Raw genomic sequence first — 18912 nt, forward strand, 5'->3', positions numbered from 1 at the left:
TGCCGGAACCGCTCGGCCCGGTGCGTGTCGGAACCGCTCGGACCGGCGTCAGACGGCGCGGGCCAGGGAGACGCCGAACAGGTCGTCGCGGTCGGTCCACCAATGGTCGACGGTGAAGCCCGCGTCGGACAGCTCGGCGGCCACTCCGTCGCGGCGGAACTTGGCGGAGACCTCGGTGCGGATCTCCTCGCCCGCCTTGAAGTCGACCACCAGATCGACCCCCGGGATCGTCACCCGCATCGGCCAGCGCGCCCGCAGGCGCATCTCCACCCATTCCTGCTCCGGCTCCCACAGGGCCACGTGGGCGAAACCCTCCGGGTCGAAGTCGGCGCCGAGGCTGTTGTTCATCACCCGCAGCACGTTGCGGTTGAAGTCGGCGGTCACGCCCGCGGCGTCGTCGTAGGCCGGGACCACCACGGTCGGGCTCTTCACCAGGTCGGTGCCGAGCAGCAGGTGCTCGCCCGGTTCGAGGACCGCCCGTACGTCGGACAGGAAGGCCGCCCGCTCGGCCGGCACCAGGTTGCCGACCGTCCCGCCCAGGAAGGCGACCAGCCGCGCACCCCCGCCGGGCAGATGCTTGAGGTGGCGGGTGAGGTCGCCGACTACGTTGTGCACGCGCAGGGCCGGATAGTCGACGCTGATCCGGGCGGTGGCCGCCTGCAGGGCCGTCGGCGAGACGTCCATCGGGACGTAGGTCTCCAGGGTGCCGGCCGTGGTCAGCGCGTCGAGCAGCAGGCGCGTCTTGGTGGAATAGCCGGAGCCCAGCTCCAGCAGCGTGCGGGCGCGCGTGTGCCGGGCGATCGAGTCGGCCCGGTCGGTGAGGATCTGACGTTCGGAACGGGTCGGGTAGTACTCCGGGAGCTCGGTGATCCGCTCGAACAGTTCGCTGCCCCGGGCGTCGTAGAACCACTTCGGCGGCAGCCACTTCGGGTCGGCGGTCAGGCCGGTCAGGACGTCCGCCCGCAGGGTGCGGGCCAGGTCGTCGGCGTCCAGGTGAACTTCCAGCGTCATGCTTCTCCCAGCGGAGTCGTGGTGAGCCCGGCAGTCGTGGCGACCAGCAGCGTGCGGTCGGGCACGGGGCGCCAGGCGGGGTGGTCGTCGAGCGGCTCGGAGGCGACGAGTACGGACCCGGCCTCGGAACGCACCGACAGGGAGTGGCCGACGGTCGTCGCGACCAGCACGGAACCGTCGGTGAGCAGCAGGTTGAGCCGGGAGCCGGGGGCGGCCGCCTCGACCTCGGCCACGACGAGACGCACCGCCGCGTCGGGCGGCAGGCCGGCTCGGAGCCGATCGTGGACCAGGGCCCACAGCAGGGCGGCGTCGGTGGGGGCCGCCAGCGTCAGCAGATCCTCCGGCGGCAGCTGGGCGGCCGGTTTCGCCACCGTGGCCGGCCAACCGGCGACCACCCCGTTGTGGCTGAACAGCCACGGACCGGAACCGAACGGGGCCGACGCGGTCTCCACCACCGGCATGCCGACGGTCGCGCTGCGCACCGCCGCCAGCACCGCCCCGGAACTGACCGAGGCGGCGAGAGCGGGCAGCGTGGTGTCACTCCAGATCGGCGTGCCCCGGCGGTAGCGCACGACCTGTTCACCGAGGTGGAACCCGACCCCGAATCCGTCGGCGTTGATCGTGCCCCCGCCGCGCATGTCGCGCGGCGCCCAGGACTGGCGCACCAGGGAATGGGGCGGATCGAAGAGCCAGCGAGCCAACGGTACGGGCGGCCCGAGGTAGGCCAGGTGTCGGCACATCACGCGTCCCGGGCGCAGCGGAACCCGCTGAAGATCTGCCGGCGGATCGGGTAGTCCCAGTTGCGGAACGTGCCACGGACGGCGGAGCGGTCGGTGCCGAACGACCCGCCACGCAGCACCTTGTAGTCGGCGCCGAAGAAGACTTCGGAGTATTCGCGGTAGGGGAACGCGGTGAAGCCCGGGTAACCGTGGAAGTCGGTCGACACCCACTCCCACACGTCGCCGATCAGCTGGTGCACGCCGAGCGGCGAGGCACCCGCGGGATAGGCGCCGACCGGAGCCGGTTGCAGGTGCCGCTGCCCGAGGTTGGCGTGCTCGGCGGCCGGCGGGTCGTCGCCCCACGGATAGCGCCGGGAGCGCCCGGTGGCGGGATCCCAGCGGGCCGCCTTCTCCCATTCGGCCTCGGTGGGAAGCCGCCGGCCGGCCCACGCGGCGAAGGCGGCGGCCTCGTACCAGCAGACGTGCACGACCGGTTCGTCCGGATCGATGGGGACCGCCCGACCGAATCGGATCAGGTGGCCGTCCGGGGTCCAGTGCTCCGGCCGGGTCAGCCCGGCGGTCTGCCGGTGCGACCAGCCGGCCGGGGTCCACCAGCGCGGGTCGTCGTAGCCCCCGGCGTCGATGAACTCCTGGTATCGCCCGTTCGTCACCGGCGCCCGGTCGAGGTGGAACGGGGGGACGAAGACCCGGTGCGCCGGTCGCTCGTTGTCGAGCGCCCACGCCTCGGTGCTGGTTCCCATCTCGAAGTCACCGCCGGGCACGAACACCTCGCCGCCGACCGGGGTGGCGGGCGACGGCGGCGGCGGGGCGGACAGGACGGGCACACCGGCCCGCAGCTGATGAGTGGCGAGCATGGTCTCGTCGTGCTGCTGCTCGTGCTGCACGATCATGCCGAAGGCGAAGGCCCGCTCGACCAGCCGCGCACCCTCCAGCGGGGCGTGATCGAGCACGTCGAGCACCTTGTCGCGCACCGTCGCCACATAACGCCGGGCCTCATCCGGGTTGAGCAGCGGCAACCGGGTGCGGTCGCGGCGGGCGTGCTTGAACGCGTCGTACAGCTCGTCGATGTCGTGCCGCACCGGCTCGCGCCCGCCGACGTCGCGGACCAGCCAGAGCTCCTCCTGGTTGCCGACGTGCGCGAGGTCCCAGACCAGGGGTGACATGAGCGGGGAGTGCTGCCGGACGAGGTCGCCCTCGTCGACGGCCTCGGTGAGCAGGGTGGTGCGGTCGCGGGCCCGGCCGAGCTCGGTGGCGACCAGATCACGTAAACGGTTCGTCTCGACGGTCACGATGGCTCCTCGGCGCCGAGCCGGCGCTCGGCGGTCTCGATGACGTGATTGCGGACGGCCGCGCTCAGACCGCTGCGGTCTAGATGGCGGCCGGCCAGGTGGGTCAGGGCCTCGGCGGCGCGCCGCAGCGCGCGATCCCGCAGACCCGAGCTGTACGCGATGTGCCAGCGTTCCGCCACCGGGGCCGCGAGCTCGAGGGCGGCCTCGGTGATGTGCCGGTCGGACAACAGCGCGTCGAGGATCGCGACCGGCACGATCCAGTCGCCGCCGGGCTGGCAGTCGAGGTAGCGCACCTCGAGGTAGCCGCGCGGGCGCACCGGCGGGAACAGGGTGCTCAGGTGGTAGTCGACGTCGGCCGCGGTGAGCGGGTCGGGCAGCGCCCCATCGGCCCAGTCGCCGAGCGTCGCGCCCGGCGGCGGGTCCCAGCAGTCACCGGCGCGCCGCACGCACAGCAGCGGAGCGGTCAGGGCGTATCGCACCCAACCGGCCGCCGGGTCGCCGGGCGGCCCGACCGGCGGGTGGCTGATCCGCGGGTCCACGCCCCACCAGGCGGCCATCCGGGCCGAGGCGAGCCCGGTGTCCCGGCCGGCGTGCCGGCGGGAGTTGGCGAAGAGGGCCACCAGCGGCGGGCCGAGGGCCTGCACCGCACGCCATCGCGTGGGTAGCTCGGCGGCCGGGCCGGCGTCGAAGCAGGCCTGCAGCCCGGCGGTGCTGCCCATCATGGTGCGGCCGTGCCGGCCGCGGGCGTCGAAGACGCGCTCCATGGCGGCGTAACGCGGGGTGTCGAGAAGGCGGCGGGGCGAACGGTACGGGTCGATGCCGTGCCGGCCCAGGACGAGCCCGGCGTCGTCGAGCAGCGCCGTGAGGTGCTCGATGTCCGCGTCGACCGCCGCGTGCAACGCGGCGAGCGAGGGGGCCGGGGCCGAGGAGATCTCGATCTGCCCGCCCGGTTCGAGAGTTATCTGACCACCGGCGGGCAGCGGATCGGGGGGATGGGTGGGGTCGAGAACCGCGGGGGTGTGCCGGCCGAGGGCCCGTCGCAGGGTGGCGACGTCGAGCGGGGCCTGGGGTGCGGCGGCGTGGTGCAGGGTCCATTCGAGCTCGGCGCCGACCCGTTCGGGTGGGCCGGTCTTGAAGCAGATGGCGCGGATGTGCGCTTCCACTTCCTCCTGGGTGCGCAGCCGGCGGCCGGTGGCCGCGGCGGCGTCGTGGTCGAGCGTCGTCATCAGACGGACTCCCGTCGTCACGAGACGTAGTCTCTTGATTACCTCGGTGGCCGACACTACGACGGGGGTACGACAAACTCGGGAACGTGGTGGGAGCACCACGCGTCGGTGAGTGGTCCTTCCAGCGCCTTTACGGGTGAAGGTGACCTGTGTCACTAGCGGGACCGGGGCGGCACGCGAGACGATCACAGTGGGTCACGAAACCGCCCGGGCGGCCCAATGTCGGGGTGGCCCGCACCCGCTAGGATCTGTTTCCATGCTGTGTCGCCTTCTTCGTAGTCAACCGCCCCGCTCCGTGCCGGAAGGCGTGCCGGCGAAGTGGTGACCCCACGGCTCAGCATCGTCGTCCCGTTCTACAACGTCGAGCGATACATCGCCGATTGTCTTGACTCCCTGCGGCGGCAGACGTTCACCGATTTCGAGGTGCTCCTCGTCGACGACGGTTCGAAGGACGACAGTGTCGAGGCGGCTCGCGACTTCTGTGCCCGCGACTCCCGTTTCCGCCTGATCACCCAGGAGAACCAGGGCCTGGGTCCGGCCCGTAACACCGGTGTCACGCACGCCCAGGGTGACTATCTGACCTTCGTGGACAGTGACGACCTGGTGCCCCGGCACGCGTACGAGATGATGATCCGTTCGCTGGACGAGACCGCCTCGCAGATCGCCGCCGGTAACGCCCGCCGGTTCAACAACACCTCCGGCGTACGGCAGTCGTTCGTGCACCAGAAGCCGTTCGCCAAGGATCTGGCCCCCACCGACGTCTATGAGCACCCGACGCTGGCGACCGACCGCATGGTGTGGAACAAGGTCTATCGGCGCACGTTCTGGGACCAGTTCAAGTACGAGTTCCCGGCCATCCGGTACGAGGACTACCCCATCACTCTGCGTGCCTATCTGGATGCCATCACCGTCGACTGCATCGCCGCTCCGGTCTACTACTGGCGCGAGCGCGAGTCCGGTGAGTCGATCACCCAGCTCAAGTTCCAGTACGGCAACCTGGCCGACCGGGTGACCTCCGCCGAGATGGTCCTCAAGCTGCTCGACCGGGCGCCCGAGCTGCGGCACCGGGTGCAGAAGCACCTCGCCCTGATCGACCTGGCCACGGTGGTGCAGGCGTTCGCCACGGCCGACGACGACGAGCTCCAGCCGCTGCTGGCCCTGGCCCGCCGGCTCAGCTCGAAGTTCGACCCGCGGATCGTCCGCGAGGTGGCCACCCTGCAGCGGCTCGAGTACGAGGCGCTGGAGGCCGGCGACACCGAGCTGCTGCGCCGGCTGGCCCGGTTCCGCGCCGAGGGGCACGGCCTGGTCCCGGCCCGGCGGCACCCGACGCTGCCCTGGCGGTACGAGAGTCAGTACCCGGGCCTGCGGGACTCCAAGCTGCCGGCCGCCATCTACCGGCTGCCCAACGACGAGCTCGACGTGCGCGCCCTGAGCACCGACGTCGAGTGGACCGACGACGAGCTGGTCATCCGGGGCACCGCCGAGATCACCCACCTCACCGCCGACGAGGGCACCTCGGTGCGCATGTCCCTGGTCTGCGGCCGCCGCACGCAGCGCCTGCCGGTCACCATCACCGAGGCCGAGGCGCCGCTCGTCGGCTTCGAGACCCGGGTGCCCCGCGCGATGCTGGCCGGGCTGCCCAACTGGGCCGCCACGGCCTGGATCTCGGTGGAGATGCGCAGCGGACTGGTGCGCCGGCGCGGCGCGCTCAAGCCGAGCCCGCTGCAGTATGCCGACGGTGCGTGGGTCGCCGGCCGCTGGATCCAGCCGGTCCGCTCCGGCAACGGCCGGCTCAGCCTGCAGATCCGCACCGGTTCGGCCGAGCTGACCGGGGCCGAGGTCGACGGCGACACCCTGATCCTGACCGGCCGCATCCCGGCCAAGATGACCTCCCCGACGTTGCGGCTGGCGCGCTCGGCGGGGGACATCCAGGTGCCGCTGCAACGCCGGTCCGGGGGCGCCCAGCCGCGCATCCCGAAGCAGCGCGGCCGGGAGTCGATGGACGAGTTCGAGGCCCGGGTCCCGTTCGACGACCTGATCGACACCGTCAACCCCGACGACCCCTTCCTGGATCGTACGGTCCTGGTGCCCCGCATCCACGACGGCGAGGAGAAGCAGCTGATCGTCGTCACCGGGATCAACCACGGCCTGATGACGCCGCGCGGCGACCGGGTGATCAGCCTGACCCGTTCCCCGGGGCAATACCTGAACGTGGTGGAGAGTCCGGCCCGGGTCACCGCCGACCGCATCGAGGTCGCCGGCGACCGGGTGACCGTGTCCGGGCCGCGCTGGCGCAACGTGTCCTACGACAACGTCACCTGGCGGCGCTTCCTGCCCAACTCCGACGACGGCATCGACGCCACCGTCACGGTGACGCTCGACGACGAGCGGTGGAGCGCCGAGGCCGACGTGACGACGATGACCGGCAGTGACGGCGACGACCCGTACAAGTGGACGCTGTTCGCCGACCGGCCGCACGCCTCGCCGTACGCTGTGCTGTCCGACTCGTTCCTGCTGACCAGCCTGCCCCTCAAGGTCGGCACGTTCACCCTGCTCGCCCGCTCCGGCATCTTGCACCTGGAAACGGACTGATCCGTGCATCACCACAACTGGTATTACGGCCAGCAGCACATCCTGGCCCGTTACTGCGGTCTGCCCGACGACTTCCCGCCACCCATCCCCGGTTACCTCCAGCACGGCTGGAACGTGGGCTGCGGCTGGAACCCGGCGCACGAGTTCTTCGACGGCGCCTGGCGGTACGTCTGGAGCGACGCGCCCCGCCGCCGCGGCCACTCGCTGGGCCGGCGCAACTACTCGGTGGTCGGCGCCCCGATGCTCTATCTGATGGACCTCGAGCCCGAGCTGGGCCTGACTCCCGAGCCGGAGCGCAAGGGCACGCTGTGGTTCCTGTTCCACGGCTGGGACGCCCCGGGCATCGGCGCCAACATCCACGGTGACCACCAGCGGCTGATCGACGAGATCAACGAGACCGAGACCGAGCCGGTCACGATCAGCCTCTACTACACCGAGTACAAGCGCCCCGAGGTCCGCAAGGTCTACGAGGACGCCGGCTTCGACGTGATCTGCTTCGGCGAGCGCGGCTGGAACTACGAGGGCACCGACCGGCAGTTCCTTTACAAGCAGCTCAAAGCGTTCCGCCGGTTCAAGCGGGTGGCCAGCAACCGGCTCGCGACCGCCATCTTCTACGGTGTCGCGGCGGGTTGTCAGCCGGCCGTCTACGGCGACGCGATGGAGCTCGAGGGCGACAACCCGCTGTTCGGCGGGCAGACCCGCATCGCCCGGCTCTGGCCGGACATGCTGGGCAAGGACATCGACATGGCCACCGCCCGGGCCATCACCGACGACGAACTCGGCCAGAAGTACATCATGCCGCCCGCTGAGATGCGCATGCTCTTCGATTGGAACCAGCGTGACTGACGTGCAGATCGTTCGCGGCGAGCTCCAGCCGTGGACGGACCACAACCCGACCGGCGGCGCGACCCTGCTCGCCCTCCTCGACGACCTGCTGCCGCCGCGGGCCGAGCGGACGCTGGTGGTGGGCCCGCACACGACCGAGGTGATCGAACTGGCCGCGGCCCGCAGCGCCGCCGTCTCGGTGCTGGTCCGCTCGGTGAGCGACGCCCAGGAGATCCGCGCCGCGGTGCCGGCGGAGCACGTCACGGTGATCACCGGCGCGCTGGACGGACTCGTCCTGGCCGAGCCGGCACCGTTCGACGTGGTCGTCGCCGCCGACGGGCTGGACCGGGTGCTCGGTGCCGACTCCGATCCGCTGAACTGGCCGCAGCGCGCCGCCGAGCTGTGGAAGGTCGCCGCTCCCGAGGCGCTCGCGGTGGTCGGGGTGGCGAACGAGTTCGCGCTGACCGGCCTCTACGACCGCCGCCCGGTCGACGCCCGGCACGGCGACGACGAGTGGCGCCCGCTGCACGACGACCCCGACCGCCCGACCTCGCCGGCGCAGGTCCGGGACGCCCTCGGCGCCGACCGGCTCTACGCCGCCTATGCCGCGGCCGGTGCCGTGCACACCCTTCTCGACGTCGACGCGGCGGCCGCCACCCGCCCCGGCCGGCCCGGTGCCCGGCTTGCCGTCGATGGGCTGAGCGCCACGGCCGGAACCATGCCGCTGCTCGCCCCGGTCGACGACGGCTCCGACGCCGCCGCCCGGGCCGGTCTGCTCGCGGCGGTCGCGCCCGGCTGGCTGGCGATCCGGGGGAGCGGCGGGCCGACGCACACGGCGTACTCGGAAGGGGGGTTGTTCGCCGATCTTGACGGTGCCGAATGGGCGGTGAACGTGTCCGGCGACGGCAAGCGCGTGCCCGACACCGAGAACGTCGAGACGTTGCTGTTCCGCCTGGCCGCGGCCGAGGACGTACCCGGATTCCGGGCCTTCGCCGCCCGCCTCGGCGCGTGGGCCGACGACGAGAGCGTGATCCTGCTCGACGACCTCTTCCCCGCGGACGCCGGTTTTGTCCGCGGTTTCACCGAGGTGAAGAGCACCTCCACCACTGCGGAGCTGCTCGCCGCCGCCTATCACCGGCTCGGTGACCGGCTGCTGCGCGCCCACCGCCGACACCCGTGGCCGGCGTGGATGACCGAGAGCGACGACCTGGTCTCGACCTGGCTGAGCATGTCCGGGGTGGAGGCCACCCCGGAGATCCTCAAGCGCGGCCGGGAGCTCGCCGACCAACTCGCCGAGCCCACCCCGGACGAGCCCGACCTGCGTACGATCCTGGCCGATGCCGAGGAGGCCCAGGTCCGGGCCACCGACCTGGCCGGCAAGGTCTTCGCCCTGCAGCGCACCCTGCGTTTCCGTGATCAGAGCCTGCGCACGCGCGAGCAGCAGATCCGCAAGACCCGCGACGACCTGCGCGGCCTGCGCCGTTCCCCGGCCATGCGGCTGCACGAGATCACCAACAAGGTCGCCAAGATCCGCAATCCGCGCAAGTTCGCCGGCGCCATCAAGCGCCGCATCCGCCGGAGCTGACCGGCGGTTTCCGGCACGGGTTGAGAAAGACGAAGGGCACCCTGGCGGGGGTGCCCTCCGTACGTTGCTCGTCTATCTTGACACACCCTCCGCGCGAATGGTGTCGGGTGTTAGATCGCCGTACACACGGGTTTCTGTTTGATCCCGCATGGTGACGGCATGGCGCACTACCTCCACGCCCTGGCCGCCGGCCCGTGGGTCCTCGCCGTGGTCTTCGTCGTCGCCGGCCTGGACGCGCTGGTGCCGTTCATGCCGAGCGAGACCACCGTCGTCGCGTGCGGGGTGGCCGCCGCCAGCACCGGGCGCCCGCACCTGGGCCTGCTGATCGCGGCCGCGGCGGCGGGGGCCTACGCGGGGGACGCGGCGTCGTTCCGGATCGGCCGGCGCAGCACCGGATCGGTGGCCGCGCGACTCACCCACCGCCGGGCCCGGTCGGTGCACGACTGGGTCCACCGGCTGCTGCACGACCGGGGCGGCCTGGTCGTGGTGTTCGCCCGCTACCTGCCCGGCGGACGTTCGACCACCGCCGTCGCGGCCGGCCTGGTCGGCTACCCGAGCCCGCGTTTCCATTGGTACACCGCCCTCGGGGTGATCCTCTGGGCGATCCAGGCGGCGCTGCTCGGTTATCTCGGCGGCGCGCTCTTCGCCGACCGTCCGCTGCTCGGCCTCGTCCTGGCGGCCGGGGTCGCCCTCGCCGTCACCGGTGTCGCCGTCGGCATCCGGAGCGTCGCCCAGCGGGTCCCGGCTCCTTGACGGCCCGGTCGGCCCGATCGGCCCGTTCGCTCGTACGCCGAAGGTAATAGGTTGGGGTCGTGCCCGAGACCACGGACGTCGTGATCATCGGGGCCGGCCCCGCCGGCCTCACCCTGGCGAACCTGTTGCAGCGCAACGGAATCGCGTGCATCGTGCTGGAGGCTCGCGACCGCTCTCATGTGGAGGATCGCCAGCGAGCCGGCGTGCTCGACCACTACGGCGCCGAGATCTTCACCGCCGCCGGCCTGTCCGACGCGATCATCGCCGACGCGCCCCGCGAGAAGATGCTCGAGCTGCGCTACGAGGGCGAACCCCACTTCTTCGCGGGCCCGGCACACACCGGCGGCCGGGCCGGCGTGATCGTTCCCCAGCAACTATTGGTCCGCCGCCTGCTGGCCACCTTCGTCGAGGCCGGCGGCGATCTGCGTTTCGGGGTTTCCGACATTCGACTGCGAGACCTTTCCCAACCCCGGATCACGTACGCCGGGGGCGAGCTCACCGCCTCGTACATCGCCGGTTGCGACGGTTTCCACGGAATCTCCCGCCGCAGCATCCCGCCGGATTCGCTGACCACCTACGAATTCGACCACGGCATCGGTTGGTACACCGTGCTGGCCGAGTCGCCCCCGCCGTGGCACGCCTTGATGGGGATCAGCCACCACGGCTTCGCCGCCCAGTTCGCGCGCGGCCCCCAGGCGAGCCGTTTCTACCTGCAGTACGAGCCGGGCGGCGCGGACCCCCGCGACTGGCCGGACGACTACACCTGGGACCAATTGCGCCTGCGCCTCGGCGACCCGAACCTGCCGGCCGGCCCGATCACCGACCGGGAGATCGTGGAGATGCGCAGCTTCGTCGCCGAACCCATGTCCCATCAGAACCTGTTCCTGGCCGGCGACGCCGCCCACATCATCACCCCGATGGGCGCCAAGGGCATGAACCTGGCCCTGTTCGACGCCGACGTCCTGGCCCGGGCCCTGACCGCGGCCTTGCGCGACGGCGACGAGTCCGGCTTGCCGGCCTATTCCGACGTGTGCCTGCGCCGAACCTGGGACTACCAGGAGTTCTCCCGCTGGTTCACCGAGATGGTCCACGACGCCGGCGCCCAGTCCGACCCCTTCCGCCGCCGCCTGGCCCGGGCCCGCTTCGACCGCCTCTTCACCAACCCGGCCGCCGCCGCCCACTTCGCCGACATGATGGCCGGCACCCCCCACCCCACCTGATGGGAGCCCAGGGCGTCGCCCGGTTCAGCTGTTCCGCACCGGCGGCGCCTGCCCGCGCGGTCCCAGCCAGGCGCCGCCCCGCCGGAGGGGGCGGGCTTGTTGGCGGGGGTGAGGTCGCGCGGCCAGGTGACAAAGCGCCCATCAGGGCATTCGCGGGCCGGCGGGGAGAGCGGAGAGCGGGCCGGGCGGCGGGGGGTCAGGCGGCGGCGGGGAGGTAGATCTTGGCGAGGGTACCGCGGCCGGGGCCGGCTGAGTCGAGGGCCAGGCGGCCGCCGTGGGCGTTGACGATGCGCCAGGCGATGGCCAGGCCGAGGCCCATGCCGGGGACGGCCTGTTCCTGGGCGTGGCGGCCACGGTAGAAGCGGTCGAAGACGTAAGGGAGTTCCTCGGCGGGTATGCCGGCACCCTGATCGTGGACCTCGATGCGCGGGCCGGCCATCCGTACGTGGACCTGGTTGCCGCCGGGGGAGAAGGCGACGGCGTTGCGGACGACGTGTTCCAGGGCTTGACTGAGCGCCCCGGCCTCACCCACCACGTACGCCGGCCTCTCCCCGCCGGTGAGGCTGACCCGCACGCCGCGCTCGGCCGCGAGGGGTTCGGTGGCCCCCACCGCGCTGCGGGCCGCCTCGGCCAGATCGACCAGGCCGTCGGCGCGCGCCGGTACGTCGTCGGGGCGGGTGCCGGCGAGGAGGTGGTCGACCATCCGCACGAGGCGGTCGCCGTTGCGCCGGATCGGGTCGAGCATCCGCTTGTAGGGGGCGAGATCCTCCTCTTCGGCGAGCATCTCGAGGTAGCCCTGCATGGTGGTGACGGGGGTGCGCAGCTCGTGCGAGACGGTGGCCACGAGGTCCTGTTCGCGGCGCAGGAGGCGGGTCATCTCCACGTTGAGCGCGCTGAGCCGGGCCTTGTCGCGGATGGCTTGGAGGTGGCCGCCGGCCTGCCCGGCGAGGTCGCCGAGGAGGGCCAGCTGGCGGTCGCCGATGGTGCGCGGGCGGCGGTCGAGCACGCAGACGCTGCCGAGGATGTAGCCGTCCTCGCTGATCAGCGGCACCCCCGCGTAGAACCGGATGAACGGATCACCGGTGACGTTGGAGTAGTCGTTGAATCGCGGGTCGAGCCGGGCGTCGGGGACGACGAGCGGCCGCGGGTCGTCGATCATCCAGGCGCACAGGGAGATGGCGCGGGGAGCCTCGTTGCCGTCCATACCGGTGTGGCCGGCGAACCACTGACGGTCGGCGTCGACCAGCGTGACGGTGGCCATCGGCGTGTCGAAGATCCGCGCCGCGAGCCGGCTCAGGTCGTCGAGCACCACGGGGCGCACCGCATCGAGCAGGCCGTAGCTGTACAGCGCGGCCAAACGGGCATGCTCTTCCGCTGAGCTCAACGTCATGTCCTGTCCGTCGGGTTGATGTAGTCACCCGTCGGCAGCGATGACCCGTACTTGAGCGTTAAGGTCGCGTGCTATGACGCGCATCCTGCTGATCTCCGGGCATCCCCGGGCCGATTCCCTGCACACCTCGGCCTTGCGGACGGCCGCCCGGTTCGCCCCGCCGGAGATCAGCGCGTCGCTCTACGACGGCTTGGCCGGCCTGCCGGCGTTCGTCCCGGGCGAGTACACCCCGCCGGACCCGGTGGCCTTCCTGCGCCTACAGGTCACGGCGGCCGACGCCGTGCTCTTCTGCACCCCGGAGTTCGCCGGTTACCTGCCGGGCAGCTTGAAGAATCTGCTGGACTGGCTGGTGGACGGCGGTGAGCTGAGCGGGACGCCGGTGGCGTGGCTGTCGGTGGCCACGCCGGGACAGGACGAGGGCGCCCGCGAGCAACTGGAGACGGTGCTGGCGCACGCGAACGCGAAGCTGCTGGCCCCCGCGTGCCTGCGCATCCCGGTGAGTCCGGGCGCGCTTTCCGGCGGCGAGGTCACCGACCCGCAGCTGCATCAGGCCCTGACCGACATGCTGGCGATTCTGGTACGCGCCCTGGCCGCCCCGCGACCCCGGGCGCAGCCGTCCTGGCAGGCGGTTTCCAGCATGTACCCGGTGGTGCAGCGCAACGACGCCTCGGCGCCGTTCGGCTCGTGGCGGGCGGAGATCTGGCGGCCCGCCGAGTAAAAAGTAAAAATCCGGGCGGAATTGCCGATAAGGCCCACGACAGTTCCGCGCCGGAGCGAAGGGAGACGCGTCGTGCCCGCAAGAAGGACCGGGGACGACGGCTTCACCCTGCTCGAGGTGCTGGTCTCGATCGCGATCGTGAGCATGGTGATGCTCTCGTTGTCGTCGTTCTTCGTGGTGACGTTGCGGGTCACCCAGCAGCAGGGCAACAAGCAGACGGCGATCCAGGTCGCCGAGGGCGCCATGGAACAGGCGCGGGCGCTGCAGGTCAGCGCGATGCTGACGGGCCGCGACATGCAGAGCTCGATGAACGAGCGGAGCAACGCGCTCATCCGGCCGGGGTCCTACCTCCGGGAAGATTTCGAGAAGACGACGTACGTGCCCGGGATCGCGGACGTGCTCTGGAGCAACGGGGCGTGGAACGCGGCCGTCGTCCCGTACGACACGAACGCGGCGGCCGGGTCCGGGGCGACCGCGGTGCTGCCGACCAAGCCGACCGCGGTGACGATCAACGGGAACACCTACCTGCAGTACTGGTTCGTGGAGTTGTGCTACCGGGTGTCGGACACCTCGGACACGGCCGGCCAGAACGCCGGCTGCACCAGCAGCACCGGCACCCCGGGCAGCACCGACATCCCGATGTACCGCGTGATCGTGGCGGTGACCTGGCCGGATCGGCTCTGCGACGCGAACATCTGCGGCTACCTCACGCACACCCTGATCGGGCAGAAGACCGAGGAGCCGGTCTTCAACACCTCGCTCCCGCAGATCGGCCCGCCGGGCAACCTGGCGAACGACGTGAACCTGGCGATGTCCTACGTGTTCAAGGCGACCGGTGGCACCGACCCGCTGAAGTGGAGCGCGACCGGCCTGCCGACCGGCCTCACGATGGCCGCCAACGGGGTGGTGACCGGGGTGCCGACCAAGGCCGGCCCGCCGGTCAACACGCCCGTCGTGACCGTGGTCGACTCCCTCGGCCAGAAGGACAACGTCACGTTCACCTGGACGATCAACAAGGCGCCGGCGCTCACCAACCCGGGGGCGATCTCCACTCCCGGTGGGGTGGCCGTCAACCAGGTGTTCGCGAGTTACGCCAGTGACGGGACCCAGCCGTGGTCCTTCTCGGCCGGCGCCCTGCCGGCCGGGCTGGCGCTGGACCCGGCCACCGGCATCGTCACCGGCACGCCGACGACGACCGGCACCACCCCGGTCACCCTGACCTTGACCGACAAGTACGGCCTGACCGCGGCGCAGACGTTCACCTGGACGGTTCCGCCGCTGGCGCTCACCGCCCCGGCGCTCAAACCGATCAAGTCCGGCAAGGCGATCACCCCGATCCAGCTCGTCGCGACCGGCGGCATCGCACCCTACGTGTCGTGGGCCGCCACCGGTCTGCCGGACGGCGTGACCCTGGACCCCGCCACCGGCATCGTCTCCGGCACGCCGACCGGTCTGGCCGGCGTGGCCGCGGTGACGTTCACCGTCACCGACTCGGCCGGGGTCACCGCCGCCACGAGCGGCGCGTGGACGGTGACGCCGTGAGGTTCCGGCCCCCGCCCGGCGACGAGGGTGTGTCGCTCGTCGAGCTGATCGTGGCGATGACCCTGATGGCCGCGGTCGGCGCCATGTTCACCGGCGGCATCCTGCAGGTCTACCGGTCGCTCAACAAGACCGACAGCGACTACACCGCGCAGAGCCAGCTCAACCAGGCGTTCGGCACACTCGACCGGGAGATCCGCTACGCCAAGAGCGTCAGCACCCCGGCCACCGTCGGCAGTGACTTCTACGTCGAGTACCTCATCCAGATCAACAACGTCGACACCTGCGTCGAGCTGCGGCTGAACACCTCGGGCGGGCTGTTGCAGCGGCGTACGTGGGCGCAGAGCGTCACCCCGCTGGCGCCGTCCACGTGGGGCGTGCTGGCCAGCAACGTCACCGCGACCACGCCGTTCACCGTGTACGCCCTCGACAAGCAGAACCTGACCGGCTACCGCTTCCAGCGGCTGACCCTGAACTTCACCTCCACCTCCGGGGGCGGCGGCACCGGCACCAGCCGGCAGACCGTCGTCACGTTCGCCGCGCTGAACGCCACCGCCTCGGACAACGCGTCAACCTGCATCGAGGGCAGGAAGGTCACGTGATGATGCGGATCAAGCCGGTGGACGACCGTGGCTCGCTGCCGATGGCGCTGCTGCTCACGCTCGTCGGTATGACGCTCAGCGCGACGATGGCCACCATGGTCATCTCGGCGGTGCGGGCGTCCAGCTACGGCATCCGGCGCGGACTGGACCTGCACGCCGCCCAGGCCGGGCTGGAGGTGGCCCGGGCGCAGGTGCGCGGCGCGGTCAAGCCGGGCACGGTGATGGACGACGACGGTGACTACGCCGGCTTCAACGGCATGCTGCCGTGCGGTCCGCTCACCGGTTTCGTCGACGCGGCCCAGACCATGCGGTACGCGGTGACGATCGCCTACTACCAGACCGACCCGCAGGACATGAGCGACGCCGACCTGACGGCCAAGAAGGTGACCTGCACCGGCCTGCAGGCCCCGGCCAAGGTACCGGCGTTCGCCCTGTTCACCTCGACCGGCAACATCGTCGGGCAGACCCAGTCGCGGACCCTGACCGGCACCTACATCGTGCACACGTCGAACGCCAACATCTCCGGCGGCCTGATCCACATCTACCGGGCCGCCAACAGCTCGGTGACCGACCTGTGTGTCGACGCGGGCTCCGGCAACCCGCCCGCGGGCTACAAGGTGACGATGCAACCGTGCAGCGCGGGCAAGGTGTCGCAGTCGTGGGCGTACACGTCGCTGCTGCAGATCCAGCTGGTGTCGTCGCAGAACCCGGACCACGTCGACGGTCTCTGCCTGGACTCGGCCATCCCGCACGCCGCCAACGGCTACGTCTACATGGCGTTGTGCAAGACCCCGGCCGGGGCGAACAGTTTCTCGCAGGCGTGGAGCTTCAACGACAGCGCCAACCTGATGGGCAGCAAGCCGGACGGCTCGGACATCGACTCGTTCTGCTTCAACGTGACCGCGGCCGCCACCCCGGGCGCGCAGATCTACCTGCAGAGCAACTGCAACAAGAGTTACGACAACGTGCAGACGTTCTCGGCGGACGCGAACGTCGGTGCCGGCGCGGCCTCCTCGGACACCAACCGGGCGCTCGGCCAGCTGATCAACTACGCCCAGTTCGGTCGCTGCCTCGACGACACCGGCAAGAACATCAACGCGACCAACATGATCGCCTGGCCGTGCAAGCAGAACCCGAACCCGAACAAGGTGTCCTGGAACCAGCGGTACATGCCGGAGAAGTCGCTTCCGGCGGGCAAGGGCGGCCAGCCGGACAACAAGATCAAAACCGTGATCAAGACGAGTACGACCCTGGCCGCGCCGTGGTACTGCCTGCAGAGTCCGCTCGCGACAAGCGTCGGCAGTTACGTCACCACCAAGCTGTGCGTGGACGGCCAGGCCAACCAGCAGTGGACCATCTACGGCCGGACCGACCAGTACGCGACCAGCTACATATATGTCGACAGCGCCGGCTACTGCCTGCAGCCGCGTGCCCCGAACGCGTCGCCGCCCGACCTCTATCAGACCGTCAACAGCATCAGCAAGATCTACGTGGCCAAGTGCGACGGCAACACGCTGCAGAAGTGGAACGCGAACAAGAACGTGATCGACGCGCTCGCGCTCAAGGACCTCAGCGAGAAGTAGTGCGCTTGCCCGCCGACTTGGCCCTGTACATCGCCGCGTCGGCCTCGCGCAACAGGTGGTCCGGGTCGGACTCGCCGTCCCCGGACAGGGCCACGCCGAGGCTGCAGCCGACGTCGACGCGCCGGCCGTCGATGAAATAGGGAGCGCTGACCGCCGACGCGATGGAGGCGCACACCGCCTTGTGCGCCTCCGAGGCGGGCAGCCTGTCGAGCAGCACCACGAACTCGTCGCCGCCGAGCCGGGCCACCGTGTCGGACACCCGCAGCAGCTCGGTGAGCCGGCGCGCGACCTCGATGAGCAACTGGTCGCCGGCCGCATGCCCGAGCGTGTCGTTGACCGCCTTGAAACCGTCCAGGTCGAGCAGCAGGATCGCGTAGCGGTAATCGGCGTTGCGGGCGGCCCGCTTGCCGGCCTGCGCCATCCGGTCCTCGAGCAGCACCCGGTTGGGCAGCCCGGTCAGGTGGTCGTGCAGGGCGGCGTTGCGCAGGCTCTCCTCCTTGTCGCGGAGGGCGGCCATGGTCACCTCGTAGTCGAGGGCGGCGGCCAGCAACGCCCCCGAGTGGTTCATCATCTCGCGGCCGGGCGGGGTGGTCGACTGGATCGGCCCGACCGCGGCCAGCACGCCCCAGTCGGCTTCGCGGCTGCGCACCGGCGCCAGGAACACCACCTCACCGGCTGTCCCGTCGGCGATGTCGAACAGTTCCGGCGGCGGGAAGCACTCGGCGTCGACGACCTGGCCGATCGGGCAGCCGGACCGGAACTCGCCGACCACGTGCAGGCGGTCGTGGGTCTCCTGGGTCCACAGGCCGAGGCAGCCGGCGACGGCCGGGGTCAGCCCGAGCCAGCCGAGCGCGCGGGGGTCGCTGTCATGCGTGCCGAGCAGCTCGATGCCCAGTTCGTACTGGATGTTGAGGGTGCTCTGCAGGTATTGCACCTGGGCGAACAGGTTGCGGGCCTGGGGTTCGGAGACGGGCAGGCCGTGTCCCCGGCAGCCGCAGGAGTCGCGCTTGACGAAGAAGGTCCGGACGTGCCGGACCCGGGCCTCGGCGTCGTCGCACAGGAGTTGGTAGACCACCGAGCCGACCTCGTCCAGCGGCTGCCGCACGGTCGACAGGCTCGGCCGCAGGTAGGCCGCGTCGGCGATGTCGTCGAAGCCGACCACGGCGAGGGCGGTGTCGGGGCCGAGCCGGTCGATCAGCCCGATCGCGTTGCGGTCGGTGCCGAGCACGATGGCGGTCGCCGGCATCCCGTCCTTGAGCAGCTTCTCCGCGACCACCTCGCCGCCGCTCTCGTGGTTGTCCTCGGAGTCGTAGAGCAGTGCCGGGTCCAGACCGTGCGCCAGCATCTCCGCCCGGTAACCCTCGTACCTCTCCCGGATGTCGAAGTGGGCGAGGTAGCCCGCGAACGCGATCTCGGCATGGCCGTGCGAGATGAGGTGGGCGACGGCTTCGCGGACGCCGCTGCGGTTGTCGGCGAGCACCGACGAGCAGCCGGCGCCGGTGGCGTCCTGGGCGACGAAGACGACCCGCAGCCCGGCCTCGCGGGCCTGGACGGCATAGGCGGTGTCGACCGCGCCCGGCAGCACGACCAGCCCGGCCAGGTGCTGCCAGGCGATCGGGTGCCGGAAGTCGGGCACGCCGGCCCGGTCGGCGCTGTGCGCACCGGGGTCGAGCGTCTGGATCGCCATGATCCGGTCGCCGCCGCGGGCCGCCGCCGCGTGCACACCCTCGATGATCGCCCCGTAGTAGTCGCCCCCCACGAAGGGCGACAGGATCCCGAAGGTGCGACCGCTCACCCCGCCATGATCTCTCGAATCACCGGTGTCGTGGGTCACATCCC

The 18912-nt window shown here is 71.1% G+C and carries 15 protein-coding genes; 9 read left to right on the top strand and 6 right to left on the bottom strand.

All coding sequences use genetic code 11. From position 1 onward, the window contains the following. Nucleotides 1-48 precede the first annotated feature (48 nt). The 4 genes from egtD to Afe05nite_RS14515 are packed head-to-tail and all read right to left on the bottom strand — an operon-like array spanning nt 49 to nt 4266. Nucleotides 49-1011: an L-histidine N(alpha)-methyltransferase gene (egtD, locus tag Afe05nite_RS14500; protein ID WP_203817591.1), complete on the bottom strand. Its 963-nt coding sequence runs from the start codon at nt 1009-1011 to the stop codon at nt 49-51. Beyond that, on the bottom strand, nt 1008-1751 hold the full coding sequence (gene egtC / locus Afe05nite_RS14505) for an ergothioneine biosynthesis protein EgtC (RefSeq protein ID WP_203817592.1): 744 nt from the start codon (nt 1749-1751) through the stop codon (nt 1008-1010). The genes egtD and egtC overlap by 4 nt, the downstream gene beginning before the upstream one ends. After that, nucleotides 1751-3040 carry an ergothioneine biosynthesis protein EgtB gene (egtB, locus tag Afe05nite_RS14510; protein ID WP_203817593.1) on the bottom strand — a complete coding sequence of 430 codons (1290 nt, stop codon included), beginning with the start codon at nt 3038-3040 and terminating at the stop codon, nt 1751-1753. Before egtB ends, egtC begins: the two co-directional genes overlap by 1 nt. Further along, a complete protein-coding gene (locus tag Afe05nite_RS14515; RefSeq protein ID WP_203817685.1) occupies nt 3037-4266 on the bottom strand; it encodes a glutamate-cysteine ligase family protein in 1230 nt (409 codons plus the stop codon). Before Afe05nite_RS14515 ends, egtB begins: the two co-directional genes overlap by 4 nt. Nucleotides 4267-4584: 318 nt before the next feature. Between Afe05nite_RS14515 and Afe05nite_RS14520 the strand changes: the two genes are divergently transcribed. The 5 genes from Afe05nite_RS14520 (at nt 4585) to Afe05nite_RS14540 (ending at nt 11241) form a co-directional block, all read left to right on the top strand. Beyond that, nucleotides 4585-6858, top strand: coding sequence for a glycosyltransferase family 2 protein (locus Afe05nite_RS14520; RefSeq protein ID WP_203817594.1), 2274 nt, complete (start codon nt 4585-4587; stop codon nt 6856-6858). A gap of 3 nt (nt 6859-6861) precedes the next feature. Then, nucleotides 6862-7704: a hypothetical protein gene (locus Afe05nite_RS14525; protein ID WP_203817595.1), complete on the top strand. Its 843-nt coding sequence runs from the start codon at nt 6862-6864 to the stop codon at nt 7702-7704. 1 nt (nt 7705) lies between these two features. Then, nucleotides 7706-9268: a hypothetical protein gene (locus Afe05nite_RS14530; RefSeq protein ID WP_203817596.1), complete on the top strand. Its 1563-nt coding sequence runs from the start codon at nt 7706-7708 to the stop codon at nt 9266-9268. A gap of 159 nt (nt 9269-9427) precedes the next feature. Beyond that, on the top strand, nt 9428-10021 hold the full coding sequence (locus Afe05nite_RS14535; RefSeq protein WP_203817597.1) for a DedA family protein: 594 nt from the start codon (nt 9428-9430) through the stop codon (nt 10019-10021). 59 nt (nt 10022-10080) lie between these two features. Then, entirely contained in the window at nt 10081-11241 is a 1161-nt protein-coding gene (locus Afe05nite_RS14540) for a 4-hydroxybenzoate 3-monooxygenase (protein ID WP_203817598.1), read from the top strand. A gap of 196 nt (nt 11242-11437) precedes the next feature. Here Afe05nite_RS14540 and Afe05nite_RS14545 read toward each other — a convergent pair whose 3' ends face one another. Beyond that, nucleotides 11438-12598, bottom strand: a complete 1161-nt coding sequence (locus tag Afe05nite_RS14545; protein WP_203817599.1) for a sensor histidine kinase — start codon at nt 12596-12598, stop codon at nt 11438-11440. 106 nt (nt 12599-12704) lie between these two features. Here Afe05nite_RS14545 and Afe05nite_RS14550 point away from each other — a divergent pair, with 106 nt between their 5' ends. From Afe05nite_RS14550 to Afe05nite_RS14565, 4 genes are all read left to right on the top strand, one after another. Continuing rightward, nucleotides 12705-13349, top strand: a complete 645-nt coding sequence (locus Afe05nite_RS14550) for an NADPH-dependent FMN reductase (protein WP_203817600.1) — start codon at nt 12705-12707, stop codon at nt 13347-13349. A gap of 72 nt (nt 13350-13421) precedes the next feature. Beyond that, entirely contained in the window at nt 13422-14891 is a 1470-nt protein-coding gene (locus tag Afe05nite_RS14555; RefSeq protein WP_203817601.1) for a putative Ig domain-containing protein, read from the top strand. Beyond that, a complete protein-coding gene (locus tag Afe05nite_RS14560; RefSeq protein WP_203817602.1) occupies nt 14888-15490 on the top strand; it encodes a PulJ/GspJ family protein in 603 nt (200 codons plus the stop codon). The genes Afe05nite_RS14555 and Afe05nite_RS14560 overlap by 4 nt, the downstream gene beginning before the upstream one ends. Continuing rightward, entirely contained in the window at nt 15490-17073 is a 1584-nt protein-coding gene (locus Afe05nite_RS14565) for a ricin-type beta-trefoil lectin domain protein (protein WP_203817603.1), read from the top strand. Before Afe05nite_RS14560 ends, Afe05nite_RS14565 begins: the two co-directional genes overlap by 1 nt. On the opposite strand, the gene Afe05nite_RS14570 is transcribed toward Afe05nite_RS14565, so the two are convergent. After that, a complete protein-coding gene (locus Afe05nite_RS14570; RefSeq protein ID WP_203817604.1) occupies nt 17060-18868 on the bottom strand; it encodes a substrate-binding and GGDEF domain-containing protein in 1809 nt (602 codons plus the stop codon). The two genes, Afe05nite_RS14565 and Afe05nite_RS14570, sit on opposite strands and share 14 nt — an antisense overlap. Nucleotides 18869-18912: the final 44 nt, after the last annotated feature.

Origin of the sequence: Paractinoplanes ferrugineus (assembly GCF_016862195.1) — a bacterium.
Taxonomy (GTDB): domain Bacteria; phylum Actinomycetota; class Actinomycetes; order Mycobacteriales; family Micromonosporaceae; genus Actinoplanes; species Actinoplanes ferrugineus.